Source organism: Photobacterium sp. ABD4_091, assembly GCF_056160145.1.
In genome coordinates this window covers 1,147,752-1,170,562 of the sequence record NZ_JBSWWQ010000001.1, presented here as the reverse complement: position 1 = coordinate 1,170,562, position 22,811 = coordinate 1,147,752, and the positions used below count along the sequence as shown (strand labels likewise).

16 protein-coding genes are annotated in these 22,811 nt (G+C 51.8%); 8 read left to right on the top strand and 8 right to left on the bottom strand.

What is annotated here, in order from left to right; translation table 11 throughout:
* Nucleotides 1–6 precede the first annotated feature (6 nt).
* Together ACXAGQ_RS05375 and ACXAGQ_RS05370 are read right to left on the bottom strand one after the other, a co-directional pair.
* On the bottom strand, nt 7–2,073 hold the full coding sequence (locus ACXAGQ_RS05375) for an LruC domain-containing protein (protein WP_475252355.1): 2,067 nt from the start codon (nt 2,071–2,073) through the stop codon (nt 7–9).
* Between the two features lie 296 nt (nt 2,074–2,369).
* Nucleotides 2,370–4,286: a methyl-accepting chemotaxis protein gene (locus ACXAGQ_RS05370; protein ID WP_475252353.1), complete on the bottom strand. Its 1,917-nt coding sequence runs from the start codon at nt 4,284–4,286 to the stop codon at nt 2,370–2,372.
* A 132-nt stretch (nt 4,287–4,418) separates the two neighbouring features.
* Between ACXAGQ_RS05370 and ACXAGQ_RS05365 the strand changes: the two genes are divergently transcribed.
* Nucleotides 4,419–6,665: a patatin-like phospholipase family protein gene (locus ACXAGQ_RS05365; protein WP_475252351.1), complete on the top strand. Its 2,247-nt coding sequence runs from the start codon at nt 4,419–4,421 to the stop codon at nt 6,663–6,665.
* Between the two features lie 274 nt (nt 6,666–6,939).
* Nucleotides 6,940–9,537, top strand: a complete 2,598-nt coding sequence (acnB, locus tag ACXAGQ_RS05360) for a bifunctional aconitate hydratase 2/2-methylisocitrate dehydratase (protein WP_475252349.1) — start codon at nt 6,940–6,942, stop codon at nt 9,535–9,537.
* Nucleotides 9,538–9,658: 121 nt separating this feature from the next.
* Here acnB and ACXAGQ_RS05355 read toward each other — a convergent pair whose 3' ends face one another.
* From ACXAGQ_RS05355 to ACXAGQ_RS05335, 5 genes are all read right to left on the bottom strand, one after another.
* Nucleotides 9,659–11,095 carry an IS1182 family transposase gene (locus ACXAGQ_RS05355; RefSeq protein ID WP_475251115.1) on the bottom strand — a complete coding sequence of 479 codons (1,437 nt, stop codon included), beginning with the start codon at nt 11,093–11,095 and terminating at the stop codon, nt 9,659–9,661.
* Between the two features lie 129 nt (nt 11,096–11,224).
* Nucleotides 11,225–11,686: a DoxX family protein gene (locus ACXAGQ_RS05350; RefSeq protein ID WP_475252347.1), complete on the bottom strand. Its 462-nt coding sequence runs from the start codon at nt 11,684–11,686 to the stop codon at nt 11,225–11,227.
* Between the two features lie 286 nt (nt 11,687–11,972).
* Complete coding sequence (locus ACXAGQ_RS05345) at nt 11,973–13,109, bottom strand: glycerate kinase (protein ID WP_475252345.1); 1,137 nt, start codon at nt 13,107–13,109, stop codon at nt 11,973–11,975.
* A 12-nt stretch (nt 13,110–13,121) separates the two neighbouring features.
* Nucleotides 13,122–14,387 (bottom strand): GntP family permease, encoded by a 1,266-nt coding sequence (locus tag ACXAGQ_RS05340; protein WP_475252343.1) that lies wholly within the window; start codon nt 14,385–14,387, stop codon nt 13,122–13,124.
* A gap of 158 nt (nt 14,388–14,545) precedes the next feature.
* Entirely contained in the window at nt 14,546–15,682 is a 1,137-nt protein-coding gene (locus ACXAGQ_RS05335; RefSeq protein ID WP_475252341.1) for a sugar diacid recognition domain-containing protein, read from the bottom strand.
* A 114-nt stretch (nt 15,683–15,796) separates the two neighbouring features.
* Between ACXAGQ_RS05335 and ACXAGQ_RS05330 the strand changes: the two genes are divergently transcribed.
* The 6 genes from ACXAGQ_RS05330 to ACXAGQ_RS05305 all read left to right on the top strand — a co-directional run bounded on the left by ACXAGQ_RS05330 (nt 15,797) and on the right by ACXAGQ_RS05305 (nt 21,978).
* Nucleotides 15,797–16,165, top strand: coding sequence for a YacL family protein (locus tag ACXAGQ_RS05330; RefSeq protein ID WP_475252339.1), 369 nt, complete (start codon nt 15,797–15,799; stop codon nt 16,163–16,165).
* A gap of 193 nt (nt 16,166–16,358) precedes the next feature.
* Nucleotides 16,359–16,697: a P-II family nitrogen regulator gene (locus ACXAGQ_RS05325; RefSeq protein WP_107301151.1), complete on the top strand. Its 339-nt coding sequence runs from the start codon at nt 16,359–16,361 to the stop codon at nt 16,695–16,697.
* Between the two features lie 25 nt (nt 16,698–16,722).
* Nucleotides 16,723–17,952, top strand: a complete 1,230-nt coding sequence (locus ACXAGQ_RS05320) for an ammonium transporter (RefSeq protein ID WP_475252337.1) — start codon at nt 16,723–16,725, stop codon at nt 17,950–17,952.
* A gap of 168 nt (nt 17,953–18,120) precedes the next feature.
* Nucleotides 18,121–19,134 carry a Fe(3+) ABC transporter substrate-binding protein gene (locus ACXAGQ_RS05315; protein ID WP_475252335.1) on the top strand — a complete coding sequence of 338 codons (1,014 nt, stop codon included), beginning with the start codon at nt 18,121–18,123 and terminating at the stop codon, nt 19,132–19,134.
* A gap of 181 nt (nt 19,135–19,315) precedes the next feature.
* Nucleotides 19,316–20,944 (top strand): ABC transporter permease, encoded by a 1,629-nt coding sequence (locus tag ACXAGQ_RS05310; RefSeq protein WP_475252333.1) that lies wholly within the window; start codon nt 19,316–19,318, stop codon nt 20,942–20,944.
* Nucleotides 20,944–21,978, top strand: coding sequence for an ABC transporter ATP-binding protein (locus tag ACXAGQ_RS05305; RefSeq protein ID WP_475252331.1), 1,035 nt, complete (start codon nt 20,944–20,946; stop codon nt 21,976–21,978). The genes ACXAGQ_RS05310 and ACXAGQ_RS05305 overlap by 1 nt, the downstream gene beginning before the upstream one ends.
* An 86-nt stretch (nt 21,979–22,064) precedes the next feature.
* Here ACXAGQ_RS05305 and ACXAGQ_RS05300 read toward each other — a convergent pair whose 3' ends face one another.
* Complete coding sequence (locus tag ACXAGQ_RS05300) at nt 22,065–22,655, bottom strand: TetR/AcrR family transcriptional regulator (RefSeq protein WP_475252329.1); 591 nt, start codon at nt 22,653–22,655, stop codon at nt 22,065–22,067.
* Nucleotides 22,656–22,811: the final 156 nt, after the last annotated feature.

Below are 22,811 nucleotides of genomic sequence, written 5' to 3'. Positions count from 1 at the left end.
CCGGAGTTACTCCAGGCCGTACAGGTGCTGGCTGATACGCTTCGACTTGGCAAACCAGTCGACATGGGCGCCGGTTGTGGCGTAATCAAAGAAGCGAGGGTAAGCCAGTAGCATATCGACCTGCTCCAGTGGATGGGACCAGCTTTCGGTGATGATAAAGCCCCACGGCAATCCATTTTCAGTGCGGTATAGGCTGCCAAGGCCACTGTCGCTTCGGTCATCGTAATTGCCCATCAGCTCTAGGCTGGCGTTACCGAGTTGGGTTGGCTCGTAGTCGTCAAGGTGGATTTCCAATCCGCGGCCAATAGAGGTATCAGCGCCATGGTGCAAGCCATCCACCGCGAAGATAAAGGGGTCGAACGGGGCGGCTGGCAAAGTCCAGGATTTCACGCCAGCAACCAGCGGGATGGTCACCGAGAAGCTGAATTTCTCGACTTCCTGGCAGTTCTCACGGGTGCGGTGGAATCGGCAGCCCGTTTGAACATCAGCATTGAGGTCGTCTGAGATGATCAGTACCGCATTGCCTTGCCCGGCTTCCAGAGGAGACTCGCTGACCAAGCTACCGTTGCGGGTAAACATGATATTGCCTTCATCAATCGAGTTACGGGCAAGCAGCGGCAGATGGATACCAAAGCCATTGTGGTAGTCGGCGCCAAGTGCCTGCAGGGTGCCGTTGATCTTGATCTGGCGGGTATCGCTGTTCTGGTCGGTTTTGATTTCGACTTGGTAGCGCATCACTACATCATTGAGGTCGTAGTCACCTTCTCGTGGCCAGCTGTCTTCAAAGGCTGCAGTGAACGGCCCATAGCGGAATGTATTGAGCTGATCATTCTCCAATGTGACCTGGTAGTCTTCCACCTCGCCGTCAGGGGCCCCGCCGAAGGCTGGTAAGCTCTGGGCGCTGCTAAAGCGGAACCGGGCCCAGGTTTCACCGGCAGTAATGAAGTCAGGCACATTGACTACAATTGAGTTCATACCGGCTGACAGGGCTTGGCCGGTACTGATTTGCTCGCTGCTGTCGTTGAAGTCACCGTCTTTGTTCCAGTCAATCCAAGCATTGAGGAACCCCCCGGCCTGGTTGGCAGTGACCGTTATCATTGCTTGTTCCCCATTTTGCAGCGGAGTGATGATAACGCCGTCCTCGTCATCGGTGCCGGTCTCATCGTCGCTGTTACCCACGACAGATTCACTGTCAGGGGCCACGCCGCCAAGGTATAGATTACTGTTGTTTAGGTCATGACGGGCACCATTGTTTTCAACAGACGTCTGGTAACTGTCGGGCGCATCACCCAAATCGATAGACTCAATTTCAACCGGTGCAGAGGCACACCGTACACCGTCATTGAGTCCCGATTTAGGTCCCGCAGCAAATTGGGTGGCTGTTGGGTTGACGTTGCTTGGATCCGAGACGTCGATGGTGAAGATAATCCCGTCTTGGTTGCGGCTGAAATAGAACTTACCGCTGGCCTCGAAGTAGGCTGCACCGAATGTTCCTGTGACGCCGGCATTGCCTAGTATGGTCTTGCTACCATCGGTTGGGTTGATACGATAGAAATAGCCACGCTTGTTATCGACCGCGTAGATGTTGCCGTCCTCTGGGTGGAAGGCAAAGTCGGTTAGCTTCATGCTGCCGTCACTGCCTTCTATTTTGCTTCCTTTAAGGTAATTCGGGTCGTTTTCGTCGAGCGGAACAGTGTATAGCCCCGATCGGTAGAGGTAGTAGGTGTTATTGGCAACGTCACCAACATAGAAAGGCGAATCTGGCAAGCCGGTGACAGGCAGGGTGGTTGCCGTGAAATCGTTACCGACTCTGACCACTTTCTTGTTGGTGGTATTGAAGGCATAGATGAAGTTGTCTGTTTCGTTATATCCGGCTGCATTGAGGTTCCCTGTCTGGCCAATATCCGTTTGCAGGGTCTGGTAAGCACCTGTTAGCAGGTTGACACCGTAGACATTGGTCTGCTCATCCTGCATTAGGAATGCGGTATACGGGCAGGTATCAAAGGCCGCGCTATTGGCGTTGTGGCTCAACATCAAAAAAGGCACTACAGAAAGTAAAATTTTTCTATCCATTACAAAAATCCCCCTATGGCTGGTGGATATGAATCAAATTTAGTGCCAATAACGCAAGCGCTTGTTTTTAAAGGTTATTATGTTTGCTGTTGGTTTGGCTTAGACAGAAAATTGCAACTTTTAATTTATTTTTTGGCGAAGTTATTTTTAGTTTGCGACGCATTGTGTCGAAAAAGTGGAGGGGGAGTGAGAGGAAAATTACATAAAAAAAGGAGAGCGACTTGCTCTCCTTCGGATAAAAAAATGCTAATTATAGCGATGACTTACAAGGCATTTACTTGCAAGGAATGAGTAAATTAAAGCTTGAAGGTACCGACCATATCGTCAAGGCGCTTGGACAGGTCGCGCAGCTCCTGGCTAGATTGTGCCAGCTGCGAAGCGGTATCGGCGGTGCGCTGGGTCGTCTCGTTGATATCTTCGATGTTGCAGTTGATATCGCTGACCACAGTGGACTGCTCTTCGGTTGCCGTTGCCACCTGGGTGTTCATGTCTGAGATCAGGGTGATGCGATCAGAAATCGACAGCAGGGCACCTGACGCTTCATCGGCGGCCGAGACACCGTCGGAGGTCAGCTGGCGGCTCTGCACCATGGCATTGACCGCATTGCTGGCTTCTTCCTGCAGGCGGTTGATCATCGCCTGGATCTCATCGGTCGAATCTGCCGTGCGGCTGGCCAGGCTGCGTACTTCGTCGGCCACCACGGCAAAGCCACGGCCCTGCTCGCCGGCACGGGCAGCCTCGATTGCGGCGTTGAGCGCCAGCAGGTTGGTCTGCTCGGAAATCCCGCGGATCACATCCAGGATGCTGCCGATCGCCTGGGTGTTGCTGGCCAGGGACTCGATCACTTCACTGACCTGGGAGACGTCGTTGGACAACTGGTTGATGGTATCGCGTGCCTGAGTCACGACCTGCTGGCCGCTCTGGGTCTCGTTCTCGGCATTTTGCGCAGCGTCAGCGGCCTGTGCGGCATTGCTGGCGATTTCATTGACCGTGGCACCCATCTCGTTAATTGCCGTCACGACCTGAATCGTACGATCTCGCTGGCTGTGGCTGGTATCGAGCGTGACTTCGGCCTGGTGGGCAACAGATTCCGCTGCTTCGCGCAGGCTGTTGCCGGTCTCGGCGACTTCCTTGACCGAGTAGTGGATCTTGCCAATAAAGCTGTTGAAGCCCGCCGATAGCTGGGCAATTTCATCTTTGCCCTCGACGTCGATGCGGTGGCGCAGGTCGCCTTCGCCTTCACCGAGATCTTTGAACATCGCTGCCAGGCGCGAGATTGGCTGGGTGATATTTGTACCAAGCCAAATTGCTAATAGGACAAAGATCCCGGCGATCCCGGCTGTCCACATCATGATTTCCTGGCGGGCTTGGTTGAGCTCGGCAAAGGCCTCTTCCAGTGGCAGCTGGGCGACAACATACCAGTCCATGGATGGGATATAGCTGGTGGCTACCAGCACATCTTTGCCACCGAGTGTTTGCTGGGTGATATTGAAATCATCCTTTGCCATCAGGGCCGATGCAGCTTGCGCCCCATAGAGGTTGGCCAGCTTTTTGTTGCCCATTACACTGCGGTCACGGTGGATCTGAACCAGGCCATCGCTATCGGTAAGGAAGACAAAGCCGGTTTGCTCCAATTGGAACTGGTTGATAAAGCGAACCATCTCGGCAAGGGACTTTGACAGCCCTGCCATCCCTTTGCCATGCAGCTGCTGGTAGTTGACGAACAGCTTCACATCGCCGTTCGTTTCGCGGAATACACTGAGCGAGCGGGCCTGTCCGGATTGGGTGAAATCATAGAACCAACTGTCCTGTTGCGGATTTAAGCGGCGCAGGAAGCCATTTTGGTTCCAGTAATCACCACTGGTACGATCAGCAATTGAGGCATCGAACAATTGGTACTGGTTTTTGATATCATTCAACCGTTGAATTAATTTGCTTTCATCGGCTTGTGTTCTGCCATCATGGTAGAGGTCGGTGACAAAGCGGTTGGTTGCCAATTGTTCGGCGGCCGCCAGCATCATCGATACTTCCTTGTCGATGTTATTGCGAATTTGCAGCAGGGTAGCAGGAAGCTCTGATTGCATCAGCCGGTTCTCGACCACCTGCCTTGCTTGTTTCTGGCTGATGATGCCAACGAGGAGGGTAGAGGCGAGAACCGCGAGTACCATAGCCAGGATCAGCTTTTGTTTGATTGTGAATTGGTTGAACTTCATAGTCTTTATAATTTTGTCTGAAGATGTGAACGTAGCGTGCGTTCACGGAATAAGTAGCCCATGACCCAAGAACAGCCATTTGCGGCAACTCACAGTGTGTTTTGTTATCTGCACAAAGCTTGCAGAACTTTAGTGCTAAGTATCACATTTTTGTGCTTGTTCAGTGTACTTTTTTCTTCTTCAGCTTTTGCTCAGGAGCGACCGAAGATCGGTGTTGTACTGGGCGGTGGCGGTGCCAAGGGAGCGGCCCATATTGGGGTGCTCAAGGCGCTGGAGGATTTGCAGATCCCAGTTGACTATATTGCCGGTACCAGTATGGGAGCCTATGTCGGCGGCTTGTATGCGACCGGGATGAGCGCAGACGAAATCGAGGCTTTGCTGACCAGCGTTGACTGGGAGCAGGGCTACCAGGACCGGGTTAAGCGCAGCGAACGCAGGGTCAGGGAAAAACAGCAGGAAGACAGGTTCCAGGTCAACAGTGAGCTCGGTTTTGGGTTTTGGGAGCTGAAAGCGCCGAGGGGGATTGTGCAGGGCCAGACTATGGGGGAGATCTTGCGCACAACCTCGGGCAACCTGCCGGTATTTGATAGCTTTGACAATATGGTGATCCCATACCGGGCGGTAGCGACAGATATCGAAAATTTGCAACCGGTGGTACTCGATAAGGGCGATCTGGCCGAGGTGATGCAGGCAAGTATGTCTATCCCGGGCCTGCTGCCGCCCAAAGAGCTCAATGGTAAATTGTTAGTTGATGGCGGGATCACCGATAACTTGCCGATCGAGGTTGTCCGCAATATGGGGGCGGATATCATCATTGCGGTTGATATCAGCAACGAATTTAAACAGCGCGACGAGCTAAATAACTACTTTGCCGTAATGGATCAGCTGACGGACTTTATGGTGCGTGATAACGCTGATCGCCAGATTGCTTTATTGTCGAATGACGACTTTCTGATCCGGCCCAATATTCGCGGGATCAAGACCGCGGACTTTGCCCGTATGCCGTTGGCATTTGAAAGTGGCTATGTCGAAGTGATGGCGATGGCCGATGAATTGGCCCACCTTGGCGGCAGTGGTTTGTTCCAAGACTATATTGACCACAAGCAGCAACGCCGACGTCTGCTTGTACCGCTCGATGAGTTGGTCGTGGACGAGATCCGCCTCAAGAATAACAGCAGCTATGCCGATGATGTGCTGCTCGAGCGGTTGCAGTTAGAAGCCGGCAAGGTGATCAGCTCCGAAGAGCTGGATGAAGGGGTGCGTAGCCTCTATGCCCTTGATCGTTTCGAGCGGGTAGATTACCGCATCGAGCAGATAGATGATGAAAATGTCATTTTGCTCGATGTCAGGGAGAAAAGCTGGGGGCCGAATTTCATCGACTTCCGCTTTGCCCTCGAAGATGATTTCGAGAACAGTACCGATTACTCCTTTGGTGTTGCGTTCAATGTTACTGGACTGAGCCGGGCTGGCGCAGAATGGCGAACTGAGCTGGAGTACGGAACTGATAAGCGCATAGCTACTGGGTTATATCTCCCCTTTGTCAAAGATCAGGACTGGTTCACATTAGTCACTGCCGAATATGAAAGTGCGGATAAGAATATTCCTTTGTTTGAAGACGAGCCTGCGCTGGAAGACATCGATTTTTTCGTTCCTGCTACCTATAACAACACCACCTTTGACTCGTCATTTGGCTGGCAGCCACAGCTATGGCATGAGTTTCGGATGGGATTGCGCTATATCAGTGGCGAGCGGGAGTTTCAGGGTGCGTTGAACATTGGTGTTGAGAAACGCAAAAGTCAGGTGGGATATTTCCGCTATAGCCTAGATACCTTGGATGACTTTATGTTGCCTTACCAAGGTAACCTATTTGAAGTGGAAATCGCAGCATCGGATGATGTGTCTAGCATCGAGGGGATACCCGGAAAGGTGAATGACTTTTCGGTTCACTTTGATATGAACTGGAAAGGGGCGGTGACCTATGGCGACCATACTTTCCTAGGCAAGGCCGAATACGGCCGGGTGCGATCCGATTTTGACTTGCAGCTCGATCCCAAAGAGCTGGGCGGTTTCCTCAACCTATCCGGGATCCCGAAAAACAGTTTGTCAGGCAATAACAAGATCTTTACTGCGGCGATTTACCGCTACAATCTGATGGAGCAGGACTTCGGCTTGTTCAAGTCCTCGGTGTTCTTCGGCGGCTCGCTGGAATATGGCGGGGTGTATAACGACTCTGATTTGAGTTTCAAGGATGTCCCGCTCTATACCGCAGGCAGCTTGTATTCGGGGATCACCACGCCGCTCGGGCCGCTGATCTTGGCGTATGGCCGGACCGAGCAGTCAAACCATGCATTTTATGTCTTCTTCGGTGGGGCGCTGTAACCTAACAGGCTGAAATAAAGCTGAAACGCCAGCTGAGGCTTCAACAGTTGCTTACATTTATTCAAAATTTGTGAATGTTGTAAAAAACGACTGGATTTTAATATTACGTTAAATCTGGTATGCTCGATGAACGGTTTTGGTCTCCGTTGGCTGAAATAGTAACATTTCTTATGTGACAGAAGGAATAACAAGCCCTTCCAGCATGCTAACGGCAGATCAATCACTTCCAAGGATGTTTGGCCATAGCGGCCAAACCTAAAATGAGGAATATGTCGTGCTTGAAGCCTACCGTAAACACGTCGAAGAACGTGCTGCAGAAGGAATTGTTCCAAAGCCGCTCGATGCTGAGCAGGTTGCCGCCCTGGTTGAATTACTGAAGACCCCGCCAGCCGGTGAAGAAGCCTTTCTGCTAGATCTCCTGGAAAATCGTATTCCCCCTGGTGTGGATGAAGCTGCCTATGTGAAGGCAGGCTTTCTTGCTGCACTGACGACAGGCGAAGCGCAGTCCCCAATCGTCAGCAAGGAAAAAGCTGCCGAGCTATTGGGTACCATGCAAGGTGGTTACAACATCGAACCGCTGATTTCATTGCTGGACGATGACGCCCTGGCTCCAATTGCGGTTAAAGCGCTGTCTCATACTCTACTGATGTTCGATGCCTTTTATGACGTCGAAGAAAAAGCCAAGGCTGGCAATGCTTTTGCCAAGCAGGTGATCCAGTCTTGGGCTGATGCCGAGTGGTTCCTGTCCAAGCCTGAGCTGGCTGAAAAGATCACCCTGACCGTGTTCAAGGTAACAGGCGAAACCAATACCGATGATCTGTCTCCGGCACCGGATGCATGGTCACGCCCTGATATCCCGCTGCACGCCCTGGCGATGCTCAAGAATGAGCGTGAAGGCATCGAGCCTGAGCAGCCAGGTTCAATTGGCCCTATCAAGCAGATTGAAGCACTGAAAGAAAAAGGCCACCAGCTTGTATACGTGGGTGATGTGGTCGGTACCGGCTCTTCCCGTAAGTCGGCGACCAACTCGGTACTGTGGTTCATGGGCGATGATATCCCTAATGTGCCTAACAAGCGTGCTGGTGGTTACGTGCTTGGCGGTAAGATTGCGCCAATCTTCTTCAATACCATGGAAGATGCCGGTGCACTGCCTATCGAAGTCGATGTGACTGCACTGAACATGGGCGATGTAATTGATGTCTACCCGTACAAAGGCGAAGTTCGCCTTCACGGCAGCGACGATGTCGTCTCGACCTTCGAGCTGAAAACCGATGTACTGATTGACGAAGTGCGTGCCGGTGGCCGTATCCCTCTGATCATCGGCCGCGGCCTGACTGATCGTGCTCGCCAGTCTCTGGGCCTAGCCTCTTCTGATGTATTCCGCCGCCCGGTTGCGGTTGAAGATTCAGGCAAAGGTTACACCCTAGCGCAGAAGATGGTCGGTAAAGCATGTGGCGTTGAAGGCGTTCGCCCAGGCACATACTGTGAGCCGAAGATGACAACGGTTGGCTCGCAGGATACCACTGGCCCTATGACTCGTGATGAGCTGAAAGATTTGGCTTGTTTGGGCTTCTCGGCTGAACTGACGATGCAGTCGTTCTGTCACACCTCGGCATACCCTAAGCCGGTGGATGTGAACACCCACCATACCCTACCTGATTTCATCATGAACCGTGGCGGTGTGTCGCTGCGTCCGGGTGATGGTGTTATCCACTCGTGGCTGAACCGCATGCTACTGCCTGATACAGTTGGTACCGGCGGTGACTCGCACACCCGTTTCCCATTGGGTATTTCATTCCCGGCAGGTTCTGGTTTGGTCGCGTTTGCAGCGGCAACCGGTGTGATGCCATTGGATATGCCTGAATCAATTCTGGTTCGCTTCAAGGGCGAGATGCAAGAAGGTATTACTCTGCGTGATCTGGTTCATGCCATTCCTTACTACGCAATCCAGCAAGGTCTGTTGACGGTTGAGAAAGCCGGTAAGATCAATGAGTTCTCTGGTCGCGTATTGGAAATTGAAGGTGTTGAGCATCTTACTGTAGAGCAGGCTTTCGAGCTATCTGATGCTTCTGCCGAGCGCAGTGCTGCTGGCTGTACGGTGAAACTGTCGCAAGAGTCGATTGCCGAGTACCTGAACTCGAACATCGTGATGCTCAAGTGGATGATTGCCGAAGGTTATGGCGACCGCCGTACTATCGAGCGTCGTATCACCGCAATGGAAGAGTGGCTGGCAAATCCTGAGCTGATGGAAGCCGATAACGATGCGGAATACGCGCATGTTATCGAAATCGACTTGGCTGAAATCAATGAGCCTATCCTGTGTGCTCCGAACGACCCGGATGATGCGCGCCTGCTGTCTGAGGTACAGGGCACCTCTATTGATGAAGTGTTCATCGGTTCGTGTATGACCAACATCGGTCACTTCCGTGCGGCAGGTAAACTGCTTGAGAAGTTTGGTGGCCAGTTAGATACCCGTTTGTGGGTTGCTCCACCGACTAAGATGGATAAAGACCAGCTTACCGAGGAAGGTTACTACGGTATCTTCGGCCGTGCTGGGGTACGTATCGAAACGCCGGGATGTTCACTGTGTATGGGTAACCAGGCCCGTGTTGCCGATAAGGCAACGGTGATGTCGACCTCTACCCGTAACTTCCCGAACCGTCTGGGTACCGGTGCCAATGTGTACCTGTCCTCGGCTGAGTTGGCTGCGGTCGGTGCGATTCTTGGCCGTATCCCAACCAAGGAAGAGTATCTGGAGTACGCCAAGCAGATCGATGCAACGGCAGCGGATACTTACCGCTACCTGAACTTCCACCGTATGGATCAGTACACCAAGAAAGCCGATGATGTGATCATCCAGCAACCGGCTTAAGGTTAAGTTGCTACTAATAAAAACGCCTCCAGTTGGAGGCGTCAGATTGCTGACGAACCCCACTTTTTAAGTGGGGTTCTTTTTAGAGAGCGGCCGTAGGCCGCGATCGCGATTTTTTTACCTACCAGCTCGGTTGGAGGCTCCTTTGCTCTTCTCGCCTGATATTGACTCGTATTAACCTAATTAGAGCGTTTATAAGGCCTATTTTCTGTAAGCAGCCCAGCACCAAGGCCATCTTCTTGATATTTTGAGCAGCAGCGGCCAACCAACATTGCATCTGCACCTTGTTCAACCCCCGGAACCGTGCATATCGGTGACCATGATGCTGTTTCGCATCTGCGAAGCTTCTTTCTACCGTTTCTCCCCTTCGCCGATAGGTCCTTTTACCATAAGGTGTCAGCCGTATTTTGTTTGCTCGTTCCACAGCCTCCGCGTAGATATGCCGGGTTATCACCTTCTTCATTGTTTTGCTTTGGGTGCAGTCATTTCTCATCGAGCAGAGCTCACACTCCTTGGGGGCCGAGTGGTATTCTCTGTAGCCTTCTCTTGACGTGGTTTTATAGATAAGTTCCTGGCCATTTGGGCACAGGTAAGTGTCTGTTTCTTTGTTATAGATAAAGTGCTTCTTCTTGATAGCATTCTGGGTGCGAGGCGGCCTACGGTAACCAAAGAGGCCAAGGATTTCTCTTCGTTCAAGGCTCTCAGCAACAGGAGCCGTGAAGTATCCAGCATCAAGGCCTACGGCTATAGGATTCAGGTTGAACTGGTTGAGCGTGTAGTCTAGCCGATTGATATAAGGCTGGGAGTCATTGACGTTACCTGCGGTCGCATAGGTATCGACGATAATCCCATGCATGCCATCGACGGTGCGGTGGTCAAGGTAAAAGAACCCTTGCGGCTTGTTATCCCGCGTCATAAAGCCGCTTTCAGAATCAGTCGTGCTCACTTTGGTATTTTTGAGCTTAGGCTCTGATTTTCGCTCAGCTAAAGGTTTTTTCCCTTCGGCTTCCCGCTCCTTGGCCACATCTTCGTTGAGCATCTCAAGGTAGGCACTGGTGCGGACAGCTTGCTGTTCATTGGTAAATTTCTTCTTGTTAGCATTGGCTTTGAGGTGGGTGCTGTCGGTGAATAATTCATTCCCGGCGACGAGCCCTTTATCCATGGCCTGGAGTACGATATTGGTAAAGATGCGTTCAAAAATATCCGTCCCGTTGAAGCGGCGGATGCGGTTTTGGCTGAGCGTCGAGGCATGGATAACTTTCTCTGTCAGTGACATGCGAAGGAACCACCGATAGGCCACATTGACCTCGATTTCTTTGACTAGCTGACGCTCGCTCTTGATGCCAAAGATGTAGCCCAGCAGGATGATTTTAAACAAGCGGACGGGGTCAACAGGAGGCCGGCCATTGTCTTGGCAATATAGGTGAGCGACTTCGTCTCTAATAAATTCGAAATCTATAACTTGGTCGATTTTACGTACGAGATGATGCTTCGGAACCAGCTGTTCCATTGTGACCATTTCGAGTTCGTACTGTTGGGGTGAGGGTTCTTTTAACATGTCGAGATATCCATATTTCGATATCTCTATTAGATCAAAGGCCTAGCTTAAAAGCCAGACCTTTGTCATCAGTCTGACGCCTCCAGTTGGAGGCGTTTTTGTTTATGGAGCATTTGAAATCTTAGTGGCTTAAGCGCTTTTTTCTTTCGCCAAAGCCTTGGCTTTGCGGCGCTTGCCAAGCCAGAAATGCTCGAGGCCGATACGGCCGCCGCCCTGTACCATCAGGGTGAGGTAAACCAGCGAGTAGATGAAAGCCAGTTCTGCGCCCGCCCAACCTTTCAGCATTCCCACCGCGTAAGTTGCCGTTCCCATAGTAAACAGCAGTACCAGTGCGCTGACTCGGGTCAGTACACCCAGCATCAGGGCGATAGAGCCTAGTACTTCGGCCAGCATAGCCAATACCAGACTTGGGGTAGAGCCGATACCAAATGGGTCGATAAAAGTCGGTGCTAGCTCACTGAAGTTCATGATCTTGCCGATACCGTGGGTCAGCATCGCACCGCCGATGGCCAAACGGAGCAACAGCAATAGCAGATCTTCGATGCGGTGAGATCCGTTGCGGCCGGATAAGAGAGCAAGTAGTTTGTCCATGACAGGATCCTTTAGAGAGAAAGAGTAGCTTGCTCTATTAGACTACGGGGGAGATGACTTTAATCTGAATGACGCCGATCAAAATGTGGTTCTGTGAGGAAGCTAACACAGTTTTTGCGTGGTCGTTTTGTGGGGGATGTAGCATTAAGAAGATGATGAGTTGCAGGGCGATAATTTCAAAAACGCATAAATACGTCCATGTAGCTCAGACCCACCTTCCATGGTGGGTAAGTTTTGAAATTATATCCCTACAACTTTCTGAGTAGCGAGAGATGAATTCTGCTGCTTAGCGTTTGCCGACAGTCAGCATGGCTGCCACGTTACGTGCCGTCATCTCGACGTTGAAGGCGGCTTCATCCATTGCCGTTTGAAGCTCCATGGCGCGAGGGGTGACGCTGAACACCGCGTCAATACCGTGGTCGTAAACCGCGTCACAGTCAGCAGCCAGACAGCCAGCAATACCAACGACTGGGATATGGAAGCGCTTGGCTGTACGGGCAACACCGATTGGGGTTTTGCCATGAATAGTTTGGCTGTCGATACGGCCTTCGCCAGTGATGACCAGATCCGCATCCGCGCAGACGTCCAGTAGGTTCACGGCATCCATGACGATGTCGATACCCGGGCGCAGGCTGGCATCCAGTAGACCAAGCAGGGCAGCACCCAAGCCACCGGCAGCACCCGCACCCGCCATGTCTTTCACATCACGGCCCAGTTGGGCTTTGATGATGCCTGCATAGTGTGCCAGGTTGGTATCAAGCTGCTCGACCATTTCTGGTGTCGCGCCTTTTTGTGGGCCGAAGATATGCGATGCGCCTTTCGGGCCGCATAGCGGATTGTCGACGTCGCAGGCGACTTCCAGCTTCACAGTCGCAAGGCGTGGGTCTAGGTTGGTTTTATCGATGGTTGCGATACGGGCTAGTTCGGCACCGCCGAAACCAATTTCTTCGCCGTTTTCGTCAAGCAGGCGGATACCCAGAGCCTGGGCCATACCGATACCACCGTCATTGGTGGCGCTGCCGCCGATACCGACGATGATGTGCTCGACACCGTTGTCCAGAGCGGCTTTGATGAGCTCACCGGTACCGAACGTAGTGGTTTTTAGCGGGTTACGCTGCTCAGGTGTTACCAGGTGCAGGCCAGAAGCCGCTGCCATTTCGATAATCGCAGTACGGCCATCACCCATGACACCGTAGAAGCCGTCTACTTGCTCGCCCAGAGGGCCGGTAACAGACTGTTCGACAATCGAGCCGCTGGTGGCATCGACCAAAGACTGCACGGTACCTTCACCGCCGTCAGCCATTGGCAACTTGTGGTATTCGGCTTCAGGAAGAACTTGGCGGAAACCCGCTTCGATAGCCGTTGCTACTTCCATAGCAGTCAAACTTTCTTTGTATGAATCTGGGGCAATAACAATTTTCATGACTATAAATCCTTAAACGAAGAAACCAAATACACCGAAAATAAGGGTTGAGACGACGGCAATCATTAGGCCGACTGCTGACTCATAAGGGATCAGCTTGAGACGCTCTTTAATATCCATATGTACAGCGCCACCCGTGGCGTGGAAGAAGCTGCCGTGAGGCATGTGGTCCAGTACAGTAGCACCAGCGTGGATCATCGCCGCACCGGCTAGCGCAGGGACGCCAAGCTCAAGGATGGTGTGGCTAAATACGCTAGAAGCAACGGCTGTACCGGCTGTGGTTGAAGCGGTAGCCAGTGCCATCATCGAACCTGAGATAGGAGCCAGCAGGTACGATGGCAGGCCAGAAGCGGTTAGCAAATCAATCAGGCCATCTTTCAGGCCAGAGTTGGCAATAATGCCCGCAAGAGTACCGGTACCCAGCAACATAACGGCGACAGGTGCCATACGAGTCAGGCCAGATACGGCAAAGTGGTTGGTATCGCGGAAGCGGCCCATGACAACGGCACCGACTAGGCCACCCAAAGGAAGGGCGATCAGTGGGTCAACATTGATATCGGCAATAGGACGTAGCGCCAGCAGGGCAATAGCAATCAGTGGGGCAACAATGGCTGCGCCGAAGGTAGGTAGGCGGCTGTGGTCGATTTCTACCACTTCGTGCTCGGCAACCTTGCTGCCACGGTTTACAAGCTTTTTCGCGATGAAGTAGGCGAAAGCCATACCGCATAGGCCAGGGATGACACCGGCAGCCATGACAGAGGTTAGCGGCACATTGAAGGCGTCAGCTGCGGCGATGGCGTTCGGGTTAGGTGACATGATGTTACCGGCTTTACCGCCGCCAACCATGGCCAGCAGGATAGCCATTTTTGACAGGTCGGCACGGCGGGCAATCGCCAGTGCAATCGGGGCAACGGTAATGACCGCTACGTCAACGAAGACACCGACAGCGGTCAGGATCATGGTCGCAACAGCCAGTGCCAGCAGGGCACGGGTTTCACCGACTTTTTTGACTATGGTTTCAGCGATAGAGGTCGCGGCACCGGATTCAATCAATACACCGGCAAGCACACCGGCTGCAAGAATACGCAATACCGCAGTGACAATGCCCTGGGCACCGCCGATCATCAGGTTTACGGTATCGGTCAGCGATACGCCACCGACGATACCACCGATTAGAGCACCGATGATCATACCGTAGGCAGGTGGGACTTTTTTCAGGATCAGGCTAATGGCCACTACCAGCGCGGCTAACGCGCCCAGTGTTGATACTTCTACCATGTTCTATTCCACGTCAAAATTAAAAAAGAAAAGCAAAAATTCCTAACTGCGGTGGAATGTACTCGGGCGAGAGGCTTTTGGCTTTAGGCGAGGTGACGAAAAATCATCACCTCAGCATTGTATTTTTGTGCGTGTGCACAATTTGGTGGTTTTTTTAACTAGCAGGAGAGGGCGAGGTATAACCGGGTCTTATCGGATAAGTTATTGAAACTTAGCTGTGTTTCCTGCTCGATACGATCGAGTCTGTAACGCAGGGTATTGCGGTGAATATGGAGCATTTCGCACGTTTGAGCTAAATCACAATTCTGAGCAAAAAATACCTCGAGGGTCCTTAGTAAGGTGCCTTTGGGGTCATTGGCCTTGAGTGACTCCAGTGGCTGCATCAGTTGTTCATAGCGCCAGGGATCATTTTTCAAGCCACTGAGCAACACAGGTAGCAGGTGATCTTGGTAGAACAAGACAGCTTCATCGCGGCTACCGGCATTGAGGGTGGCTTGTGCTGTCTGGAATGAACGAGACAGCCCTTGCAGGCCGGGAAAGTAATCACCGAGGGCGATTTGGATCGAGAAATGGCTCTCTTTGGCGACCCGGCGCATCAGCTTGTTGATCCGTTTTTGCTCTATGGTCCGTGACCAGCCTGAATCTTCTAGGGTAATAGGTTTCAGTACCACAATTTCATTGAGCGAGACCGAGTGGATCCCGACCAAGTTATCGCGTTCGGGGTATTCGAGCAGGTGCACCATCTTCTGCAGGTGCTCGAGCGAGAGCGACTCGCCGGCGGCAGGGATCACCTTGACTAAGGTAGCAATACGCGGCTGGGCCAGATCCAGATCGAGCTTCTGGGCAATGGAGATCAGCTGATCATCATTGAGCTCGGTATCTTTGATCAGTTGCAGGACCAGCTCTTCACGGTGGCGCTTGTTCCATTGCACCTGCGACATCAGCGCTTCCTGCTCGACGATCAGCTCGGCGGTCATCTTGACCAGTTCGCCGTAGTTACGCACCTGATCTGGCGTGCCGGAGATCCCCACCACACCTATAATTTGGTCGCGGAAGACAATGGGTAGGTTAATACCGGGTTTGACGCCCTTGAGTTGCAGTGCGGTGCCGGGATCAATTTCGACCACCCGGTTTTCGGTGATCGCCAAGACAGCCCCTTCATGGCGCTGGTTGAGGCGGCTGGGATCACCGGAACCAATGATCCGGCCATATTCGTCCATTACATTGACCGAGTGCTGGATGATTTTCATCGCCCGTTCGACGATTTGGCGGGCAATGGTCGCATTGAGTTGCATTTCTGTGTCAGATCCTGAAAATGTGCGCTCTTGCGCGAAGGACGGGATCACTGTCCCGCTCAATCAAGTTTACCATCATTGCATTTAAGATCACTGACATCACAGAGGATAGCTATGGATTACGAATTTAAGAAAAATACCTTGGACGGTAGCTATCATGCAGTTTTTTCGATGGGGCACGAAGCCCTCGGCCGCTGGCTGGTGGAAGAGATCGGCAAGGACTTCGACAAGATGGATACTGTGATGTCCCAGCTTGGTGCATTGAAAAACAGTACCCAGGAGTGGCGGGTTATCGGTGACGAACTGACCCTTATTTTGCAGGACAATGAAGCCATTATTCAAGCTAACTATATGTTTTCAGAGGATGATACCGAACTGGAAGATAATATGGACTTCTATGATGAAGAAGCCGTGGCTGTGTGTGGCTTCGAGGACTTTGCACAGGTTTTGACGGCTTGGCGCGCTTTCGTTACCCGTTTTTGATCTGGTACGCCCAGTTAAGGGCCTGAATGCTTCATTTCGGTGAAGAGGCTGCACTATTTAGGTGCGGCCTTTTTTGTATCCATATCACGTTTTTATTTAAGTTGCTGAAAAGAAAGAGTTAAAAAAGTTGGCACGTTGCTTGTTTGTTATTGAACTGTGATTGAGAAGGAATTCTGTTTTCGAGGAGCAGGCAATGAAATTGATCAACGCAATAATCAAACCATTCAAATTGGACGATGTACGTGAAGCGCTAGCAGATGTTGGTGTTGAGGGGATGACGGTTTCAGAGGTAAAAGGCTTCGGTCGCCAGAAAGGCCATACCGAGCTTTACCGTGGCGCGGAATACCAAGTGGATTTTCTGCCGAAAGTGAAGCTGGAAATCGCTACTCAGGCTGAAAACCTAGAGGCCATTATCGAGGCCATTTCAAAAGCGGCTCAGACCGGCAAGATTGGCGACGGCAAGATTTTTGTTTACGACCTAGACCATGCAGTACGAATTCGTACCGGTGAAACGGATTTAGAAGCGTTATAAGAATTAAACGTAGGGGACGAAGATTATGGAACTAGCAACAACTGTAAGTGAGCTGCGTTACGCACTCGACACTTTTTACTTTTTGATTTCTGGTGCACTGGTCATGTGGATGGCCGCTGGTTTTGCCATGCTGGAAGCAGGCTTGGTGCGCTCTAAGAACACCACTGAGATTCTGACCAAGAACTTCTGCTTGTATGCCATCGCTTGTACAATGTACTTGATTGTCGGCTACAACATTATGTATGTCGATAACGGCGAAGGCGGATGGCTACCATCGATTGGTGCCTTGATTGGTACCCAGGCGGAAGGCGCGGATCACTCATTGGAATCTGACTTCTTCTTCCAGGTGGTATTCGTAGCAACAGCAATGTCTGTTGTATCGGGTGCGGTTGCCGAGCGTATGAAGCTGTGGTCATTCCTCATTTTCTCTGTCATTTTGACTGGCTTCATCTACCCGCTGGAAGGTTACTGGACGTGGGGCGGCGGCTTCCTGTCTGAAGCGGGATTCAGCGACTTCGCAGGCTCGGGTATCGTTCACATGGCAGGTGCTGCAGCTGCGCTGGCTGGCGTGATGCTACTGGGTGCGCGTAAGGGCAAATACGGTAAGAACGGTGCGGTTCACCCAATTCCAGGCTCTAACATGCCGTTGGCAACGCTGGGTACCTTTATCCTTTGGCTGGGCTGGTTCGGTTTCAACGGCGGCTCACAGCTGATGGTTTCTGACTTCGAAAACGCAACAGCGGTTGGCCAAATCTTCCTGAACACCAATGCGGCTGCCGCAGCCGGTGCGATTGCTGCACTGGCTGTATGTAAGACGACTTGGGGCAAGGCTGACTTGACCATGATCCTCAACGGTGCGCTGGCTGGTCTGGTTGCTATTACGGCAGACCCACTGTCTCCATCACCAATTGCTTCTGTGATTATCGGTGTGGTAGCTGGTGCGCTAGTAGTGTTCAGCATCATCGGCTTCGACAAAATCAAGATTGATGATCCTGTAGGTGCTATCTCGGTACACGGCGTGTGTGGTTTCTTCGGCCTGATGGTTGTGCCATTCAGCAACGGCGATGCCACCTTCGGTGCGCAGCTACTAGGTGCCGCGGTTATCTTCGGCTGGGTATTCGGAGCAAGCTTGGCGGTATGGGCTGTGTTGAAGTACACCGTCGGTATCCGAGTGACCGAAGAAGAAGAGTTGGCAGGTATGGATCTTCACGATTGTGGTATCGATGCTTACCCAGAATTTGTTAGCGTGAAATAAGTAACATATATTTAGTTCACAACTTTTGAAAAAACGCTGTCAGTTGGCAGCGTTTTTTTGTTTGTGAATGTTACAAGCCATTGCTTTAAAGATAAGCTACATTATAATCATGCGTTATTGAGAAGTATTATCATTACATTTTGCGTTTACTTTAAGGGAAGGATCACAATGAAAAAGCTGTTGGCATCGGCAATTCTATTAGGCTTGGCGGCTCCTCAGGCGGCAATCGCGGCTGAAGAAGTTAATGTTTACTCTTACCGCCAACCGTTCTTGGTTGAGCCTATGTTCAAAGAGTTCACCGCTGAAACCGGTATTAAGGTAAACGTGAAGTTTGCTAAAGAAGGTTTGGCAGAAAAGCTGCAACAAGAAGGCCAGTACAGCCCAGCAGATGTGGTTCTGACTACCGATATCAGCCGTTTGGTTGAGCTTTCTGATAAAGAGCTTGTACAAGCCGTTGACAGCAAAGTGATTGACGCCAACGTACCGGCACAGTTCCGCGATAACGAAGACGAGTGGTTCGCGCTGACGCTACGTACACGTAACGTTTACTCTTCACGTGACCGTGTAGGCCGTCTACCAGCTGATTTCGATTACGCTGATCTGGCTAAGCCTGAGTGGAAAGGCAAAATCTGTACTCGTTCTGGCAAGCACCCATACAACATTTCTCTAGTCTCTTCGATGATTGCTCACTACGGTGAAGCAGAAACCAAAGAGTGGCTAGAAGGTTACAAGGCTAACCTGGCTCGCAAGCCGCAGGGTAACGACCGTGCGCAGGTTAAAGCCGTGAAAGAAGGCCTGTGTGACCTGGCTGTCGGTAACAGTTACTACCTAGGCAAAATGGTTAACGATGACAAGCAGAAGTCTTGGGCTGAAGCGGTATACATCAACTTCCCTGGCCAGGAAAACAACGGTACCCACGTCAACGTAAGTGGTATGGCAATGGCGAAATACGCGCCTAACCAGGAAAATGCCCTGAAGCTGATGGAATTCCTGACTGGCGACAAAGCGCAGCAGATGTACGCGGAAGTGAACTACGAATACCCAGTGAAAGAAGGCGTTAAGCGTTCTGAGCTAGTGGCTTCTTGGGGCGACTTCAAAGCAGACGACGTTTCTCTGGACAAAGTTGCTCAGTACCACAGCACAGCTATCAAACTTCTAGACGAAGTGAAGTTTGATCTGTAATTGGTTACAAAAAATGGGGCGTAATGCCCCATTTCTTGCTCAAGGCTAAGTACTTTTTCCAATAAGTTGTGGTAGTTTCTCCCCCTCCTGTAGCAAGGTTTTTCCCCTAAGCCGGGAATCAGCTGCAGAAGACGTGCACCAGTGCCACATCTTGATTGCAAAAGGTACTAAGTAGTTAGCAATGAAAGAAAAATATCTCTTCTGGCGAACCAGCGGCTGGGGCTTTTCCCTACTGCTGGTTTTGCCTATTCTGGCCATTTTTTACACCGCCCTCGGTGAAACCGATGACGTCTTCTCCCACTTGATGGGAACTGTGATGTCGACCTATGCCGCCAATACGTTTTGGCTGGTGGCAGGTACCCTGATTTTGGCCCTGTTGTTCGGCTTGCCCGCCGCATGGATCATGGCAATGTGCCGCATTCCCGGTGAGCGGGTGTTGCAGTGGGCGCTGGTGCTGCCTCTGGCCATGCCCGGCTATATCATCGGCTATATCTATACCGACTGGTTCGACTATGCCGGCCCGGTGCAAATCTTGCTGCGTGACATTTTTGGCTGGCAGACCATCCATGACTACTGGTTCCCGAATATCCGCTCGTTGGGCGGGGCCTGCCTAGTACTGGCATTGGTGCTATATCCCTATATTTACCTGCTGGCCCGTGCGGCGTTTATGGAGCAAAGCACCAGCCTGTTGCAATCGGCTCGTTTGCTTAAATGCAGCCCGCTAGATAGCTTCCGCCGTATTTCTCTGCCTCTGGCCCGCCCGTCTATTGCGGTGGGGATGTCGCTGGTGGCGATGGAAACCCTGGGAGATTTCGGTACCGTTAGCTATTTTGCGGTGAACACCCTGACCACGGCGGTTTACGATACCTGGCTCGGTTATTCCAACCTCAATGCTGCCGCCAAGATTTCGGCTATTATGTTGCTGGTGATTTTCGTGCTGATCAGCGCCGAGCGTTTCAGCCGCCGCAAGCAGAAGATGTTCCAGCAGGAGTTCGAGCATGGCGATGATGTTCGCTATACGCTCAGTGGCTGGAAGAAGTGGCTAGCCTTAGGTTGGTGTTGGGGGCTGATTGGTTTTGCCTTCCTGATGCCGCTGATGCAGCTTTGCTACTATGCCTGGCATTACTTCGGTGACAGCTGGACCAGCCAGTTCCAGCAGTACAGTATCAACAGCTTGAAAGTCTCGCTGATTGCCGCTGTGCTGGCGGTTGCCCTGGCGTTGATTGTGAATTTCTACCGCCGCCTGGACGGCCGCAGTATTACCGTGGTACCGACTCGCATTTCGTCACTGGGCTATGCGGTGCCGGGTACCGTGCTGGCAATCGGTGTGATGATCCCGTTGACCAGTGCCGACCACCTGCTTAACGATTTCACTATTGCCAATGGGCTGGGTAGGCCGGGGCTGATTTTCTCCGGCACCATGTTTGCCATTGTTTTTGCCTTCGTGGTGCGTTTTGCCGCGGTAGCGGTGGGGAGTATCGAAAGCAGCCTTGCCAAGATCCCGCCGTCACTTGATATGGCATCTAAAACCATGGGCTATGCGTCGATGGCGATGCTGCGCCGCGTCCATCTTCCTTTGATCCGTCGTGGTTGCCTGATTGCCGGTCTGCTGGTGTTTATTGAGTCGATGAAAGAGCTCAATGCCGCCTTGCTACTTCGCCCGTTCAACTTCGAGACATTGGCAACCTATGTCTATAATTTCGCTTCTGACGAGCAGCTTGAGCTGGCTGCCTTGCCGGCGATCCTACTGGTCATTGTTGGCCTGATCCCTCTGGTGATGGTTAACCGTTCTTTGGAGCAGAAACACTAATGACTCATGCATTATCTGTAAGTAACCTGACCTGCAAGTATAACGGCCAGGCAGTTTTGGAAAACCTGTCACTGCCAGTGAAAGACAATGAAATTGTCTGTCTGCTCGGTGCCAGCGGCTGTGGCAAGACAACCCTGCTCAAAGCTATTGCGGGCTTGCTGCCGCTGGAAAGCGGGATTATCCATATCAATGGCCGTACGATTGCGGATGAGCATACTTGGCTGCCGCCTGAGAAACGTAATATCGGGATGATCTTCCAGGATTATGCGTTGTTCCCGCATTTGACGGTTGCCGAAAATATTGCCTTTGGCCTGCGTGGCTGGGGCAAAGACCGTGTCACAGCCAAAATCCAACAGATGCTCGAGCTGGTGCGCTTGACCGGCCTTGATGACCGTTACCCGCACCAGCTTTCGGGAGGCCAGCAGCAGCGCGTGGCGATTGCCCGGGCATTGGCTTGCGAGCCGGATTTGATCTTGCTTGATGAGCCGTTTTCCAACATCGATACCCAAGTTCGCCATGGCTTGATCAAAGAGATCCGCCGAATCTTCAAGGCGCAAGGTGTGACGGCAATTTTCGTGACGCATAGCCGCGAGGAAGCCTTTGCCTTTGCCGATCGCATGGCGGTAATGAACAACGGGGTTATCGAGCAATTCGGCAGCGCGACAGAGCTCTATTACCGTCCGAGCAGCCGGTTCGTTGCCGAGTTCCTTGGCACCGGCTCATACTTGCCGGTGACCTTGGCGGATAGCCAAACCTTGTCTACGCCGTTCGGGGCGATTAACGTCAATAGCGTACCGGCGAGCAACGGTGATGCCGAGTGGCTGCTTCGCCCGCAGAACCTTAAGGTACAACCGGCCGATGATGGTGCAGGGGTGATCACCGAGCAGCTGTTTATGGGTGATATTTGCCGCTATACGGTGGAGTTCCAGGGCCATAGCCTGATTGTGAATTCACACCTTATCCTGCAGATCGGCGAGCGTGTCGCGGTGACCCTGGAGCCGCATGAGCCGGTGGTGTTTGCCGCAGCAAGCTAACTGCTCTAGACAGTATATAGAAGAGAAAAACAAGGCCGGTCATGATGACCGGCCTTGTTGTATTCGTTGCCTATTCGAAGCCGCAATTATTTCCTGAACAGGGCTTTGATATGGTTGTCTGCCAGTGCCTGCATGTCTTCACGCTCTGGGTTGATGTTGGTTCGCAGGTAAAGGATGTAGCACAAGCCCTGGAATTGCCATGTACGGTCGCAGGCGGAAAAATCGCCGGCTAAGTTGGCTTGTTCGAATCGCTCGGTAATTTTGCTGAAATTGTCCTTGTTGCTGCTGATGAAGTGAGACCAGGTTTCATCACGGACAGAGGTACTCCACTCGAACCAGACTTTGATCCAGTCATGCTGTTCAATGACCTCGTCAATCAGGTGGTAGCAGATATTGGTCAATTGCTTATCCAATGGCTGCTCTTCGCTAAAGCCGGCATTCATCATTTGCTTGAAATAGAGCTCAACCTGGGACAAGACTTCTTCGACCAAGGCTTCACGGGTCGGGAAATAATTAAAAACAGTAGCAACAGAAACGTTGGCCATATCGGCAATATCAGCGTGACCGGCTCGGCCAATGCCGCGCTTTGCAAAGACGTTCAGGGCAAAGTTGAGCAGCTGCTCTTTACGCTTTTCTGGGGATAGACGAGTCCTTGTTTTTTTTACGATCGTATCCATGTTGATGATTCCTAGCTCATTAGTCATTATTTTGGTTATCTTTTGTACGGGGGTAACTGTACCGTAGCAATCGCTCATATTCAATCGTGTTTTATTCATTCTGTATCATATAATTGACAGGAGCGATAAAATAACTATTACTTTTCAGTGGTGATA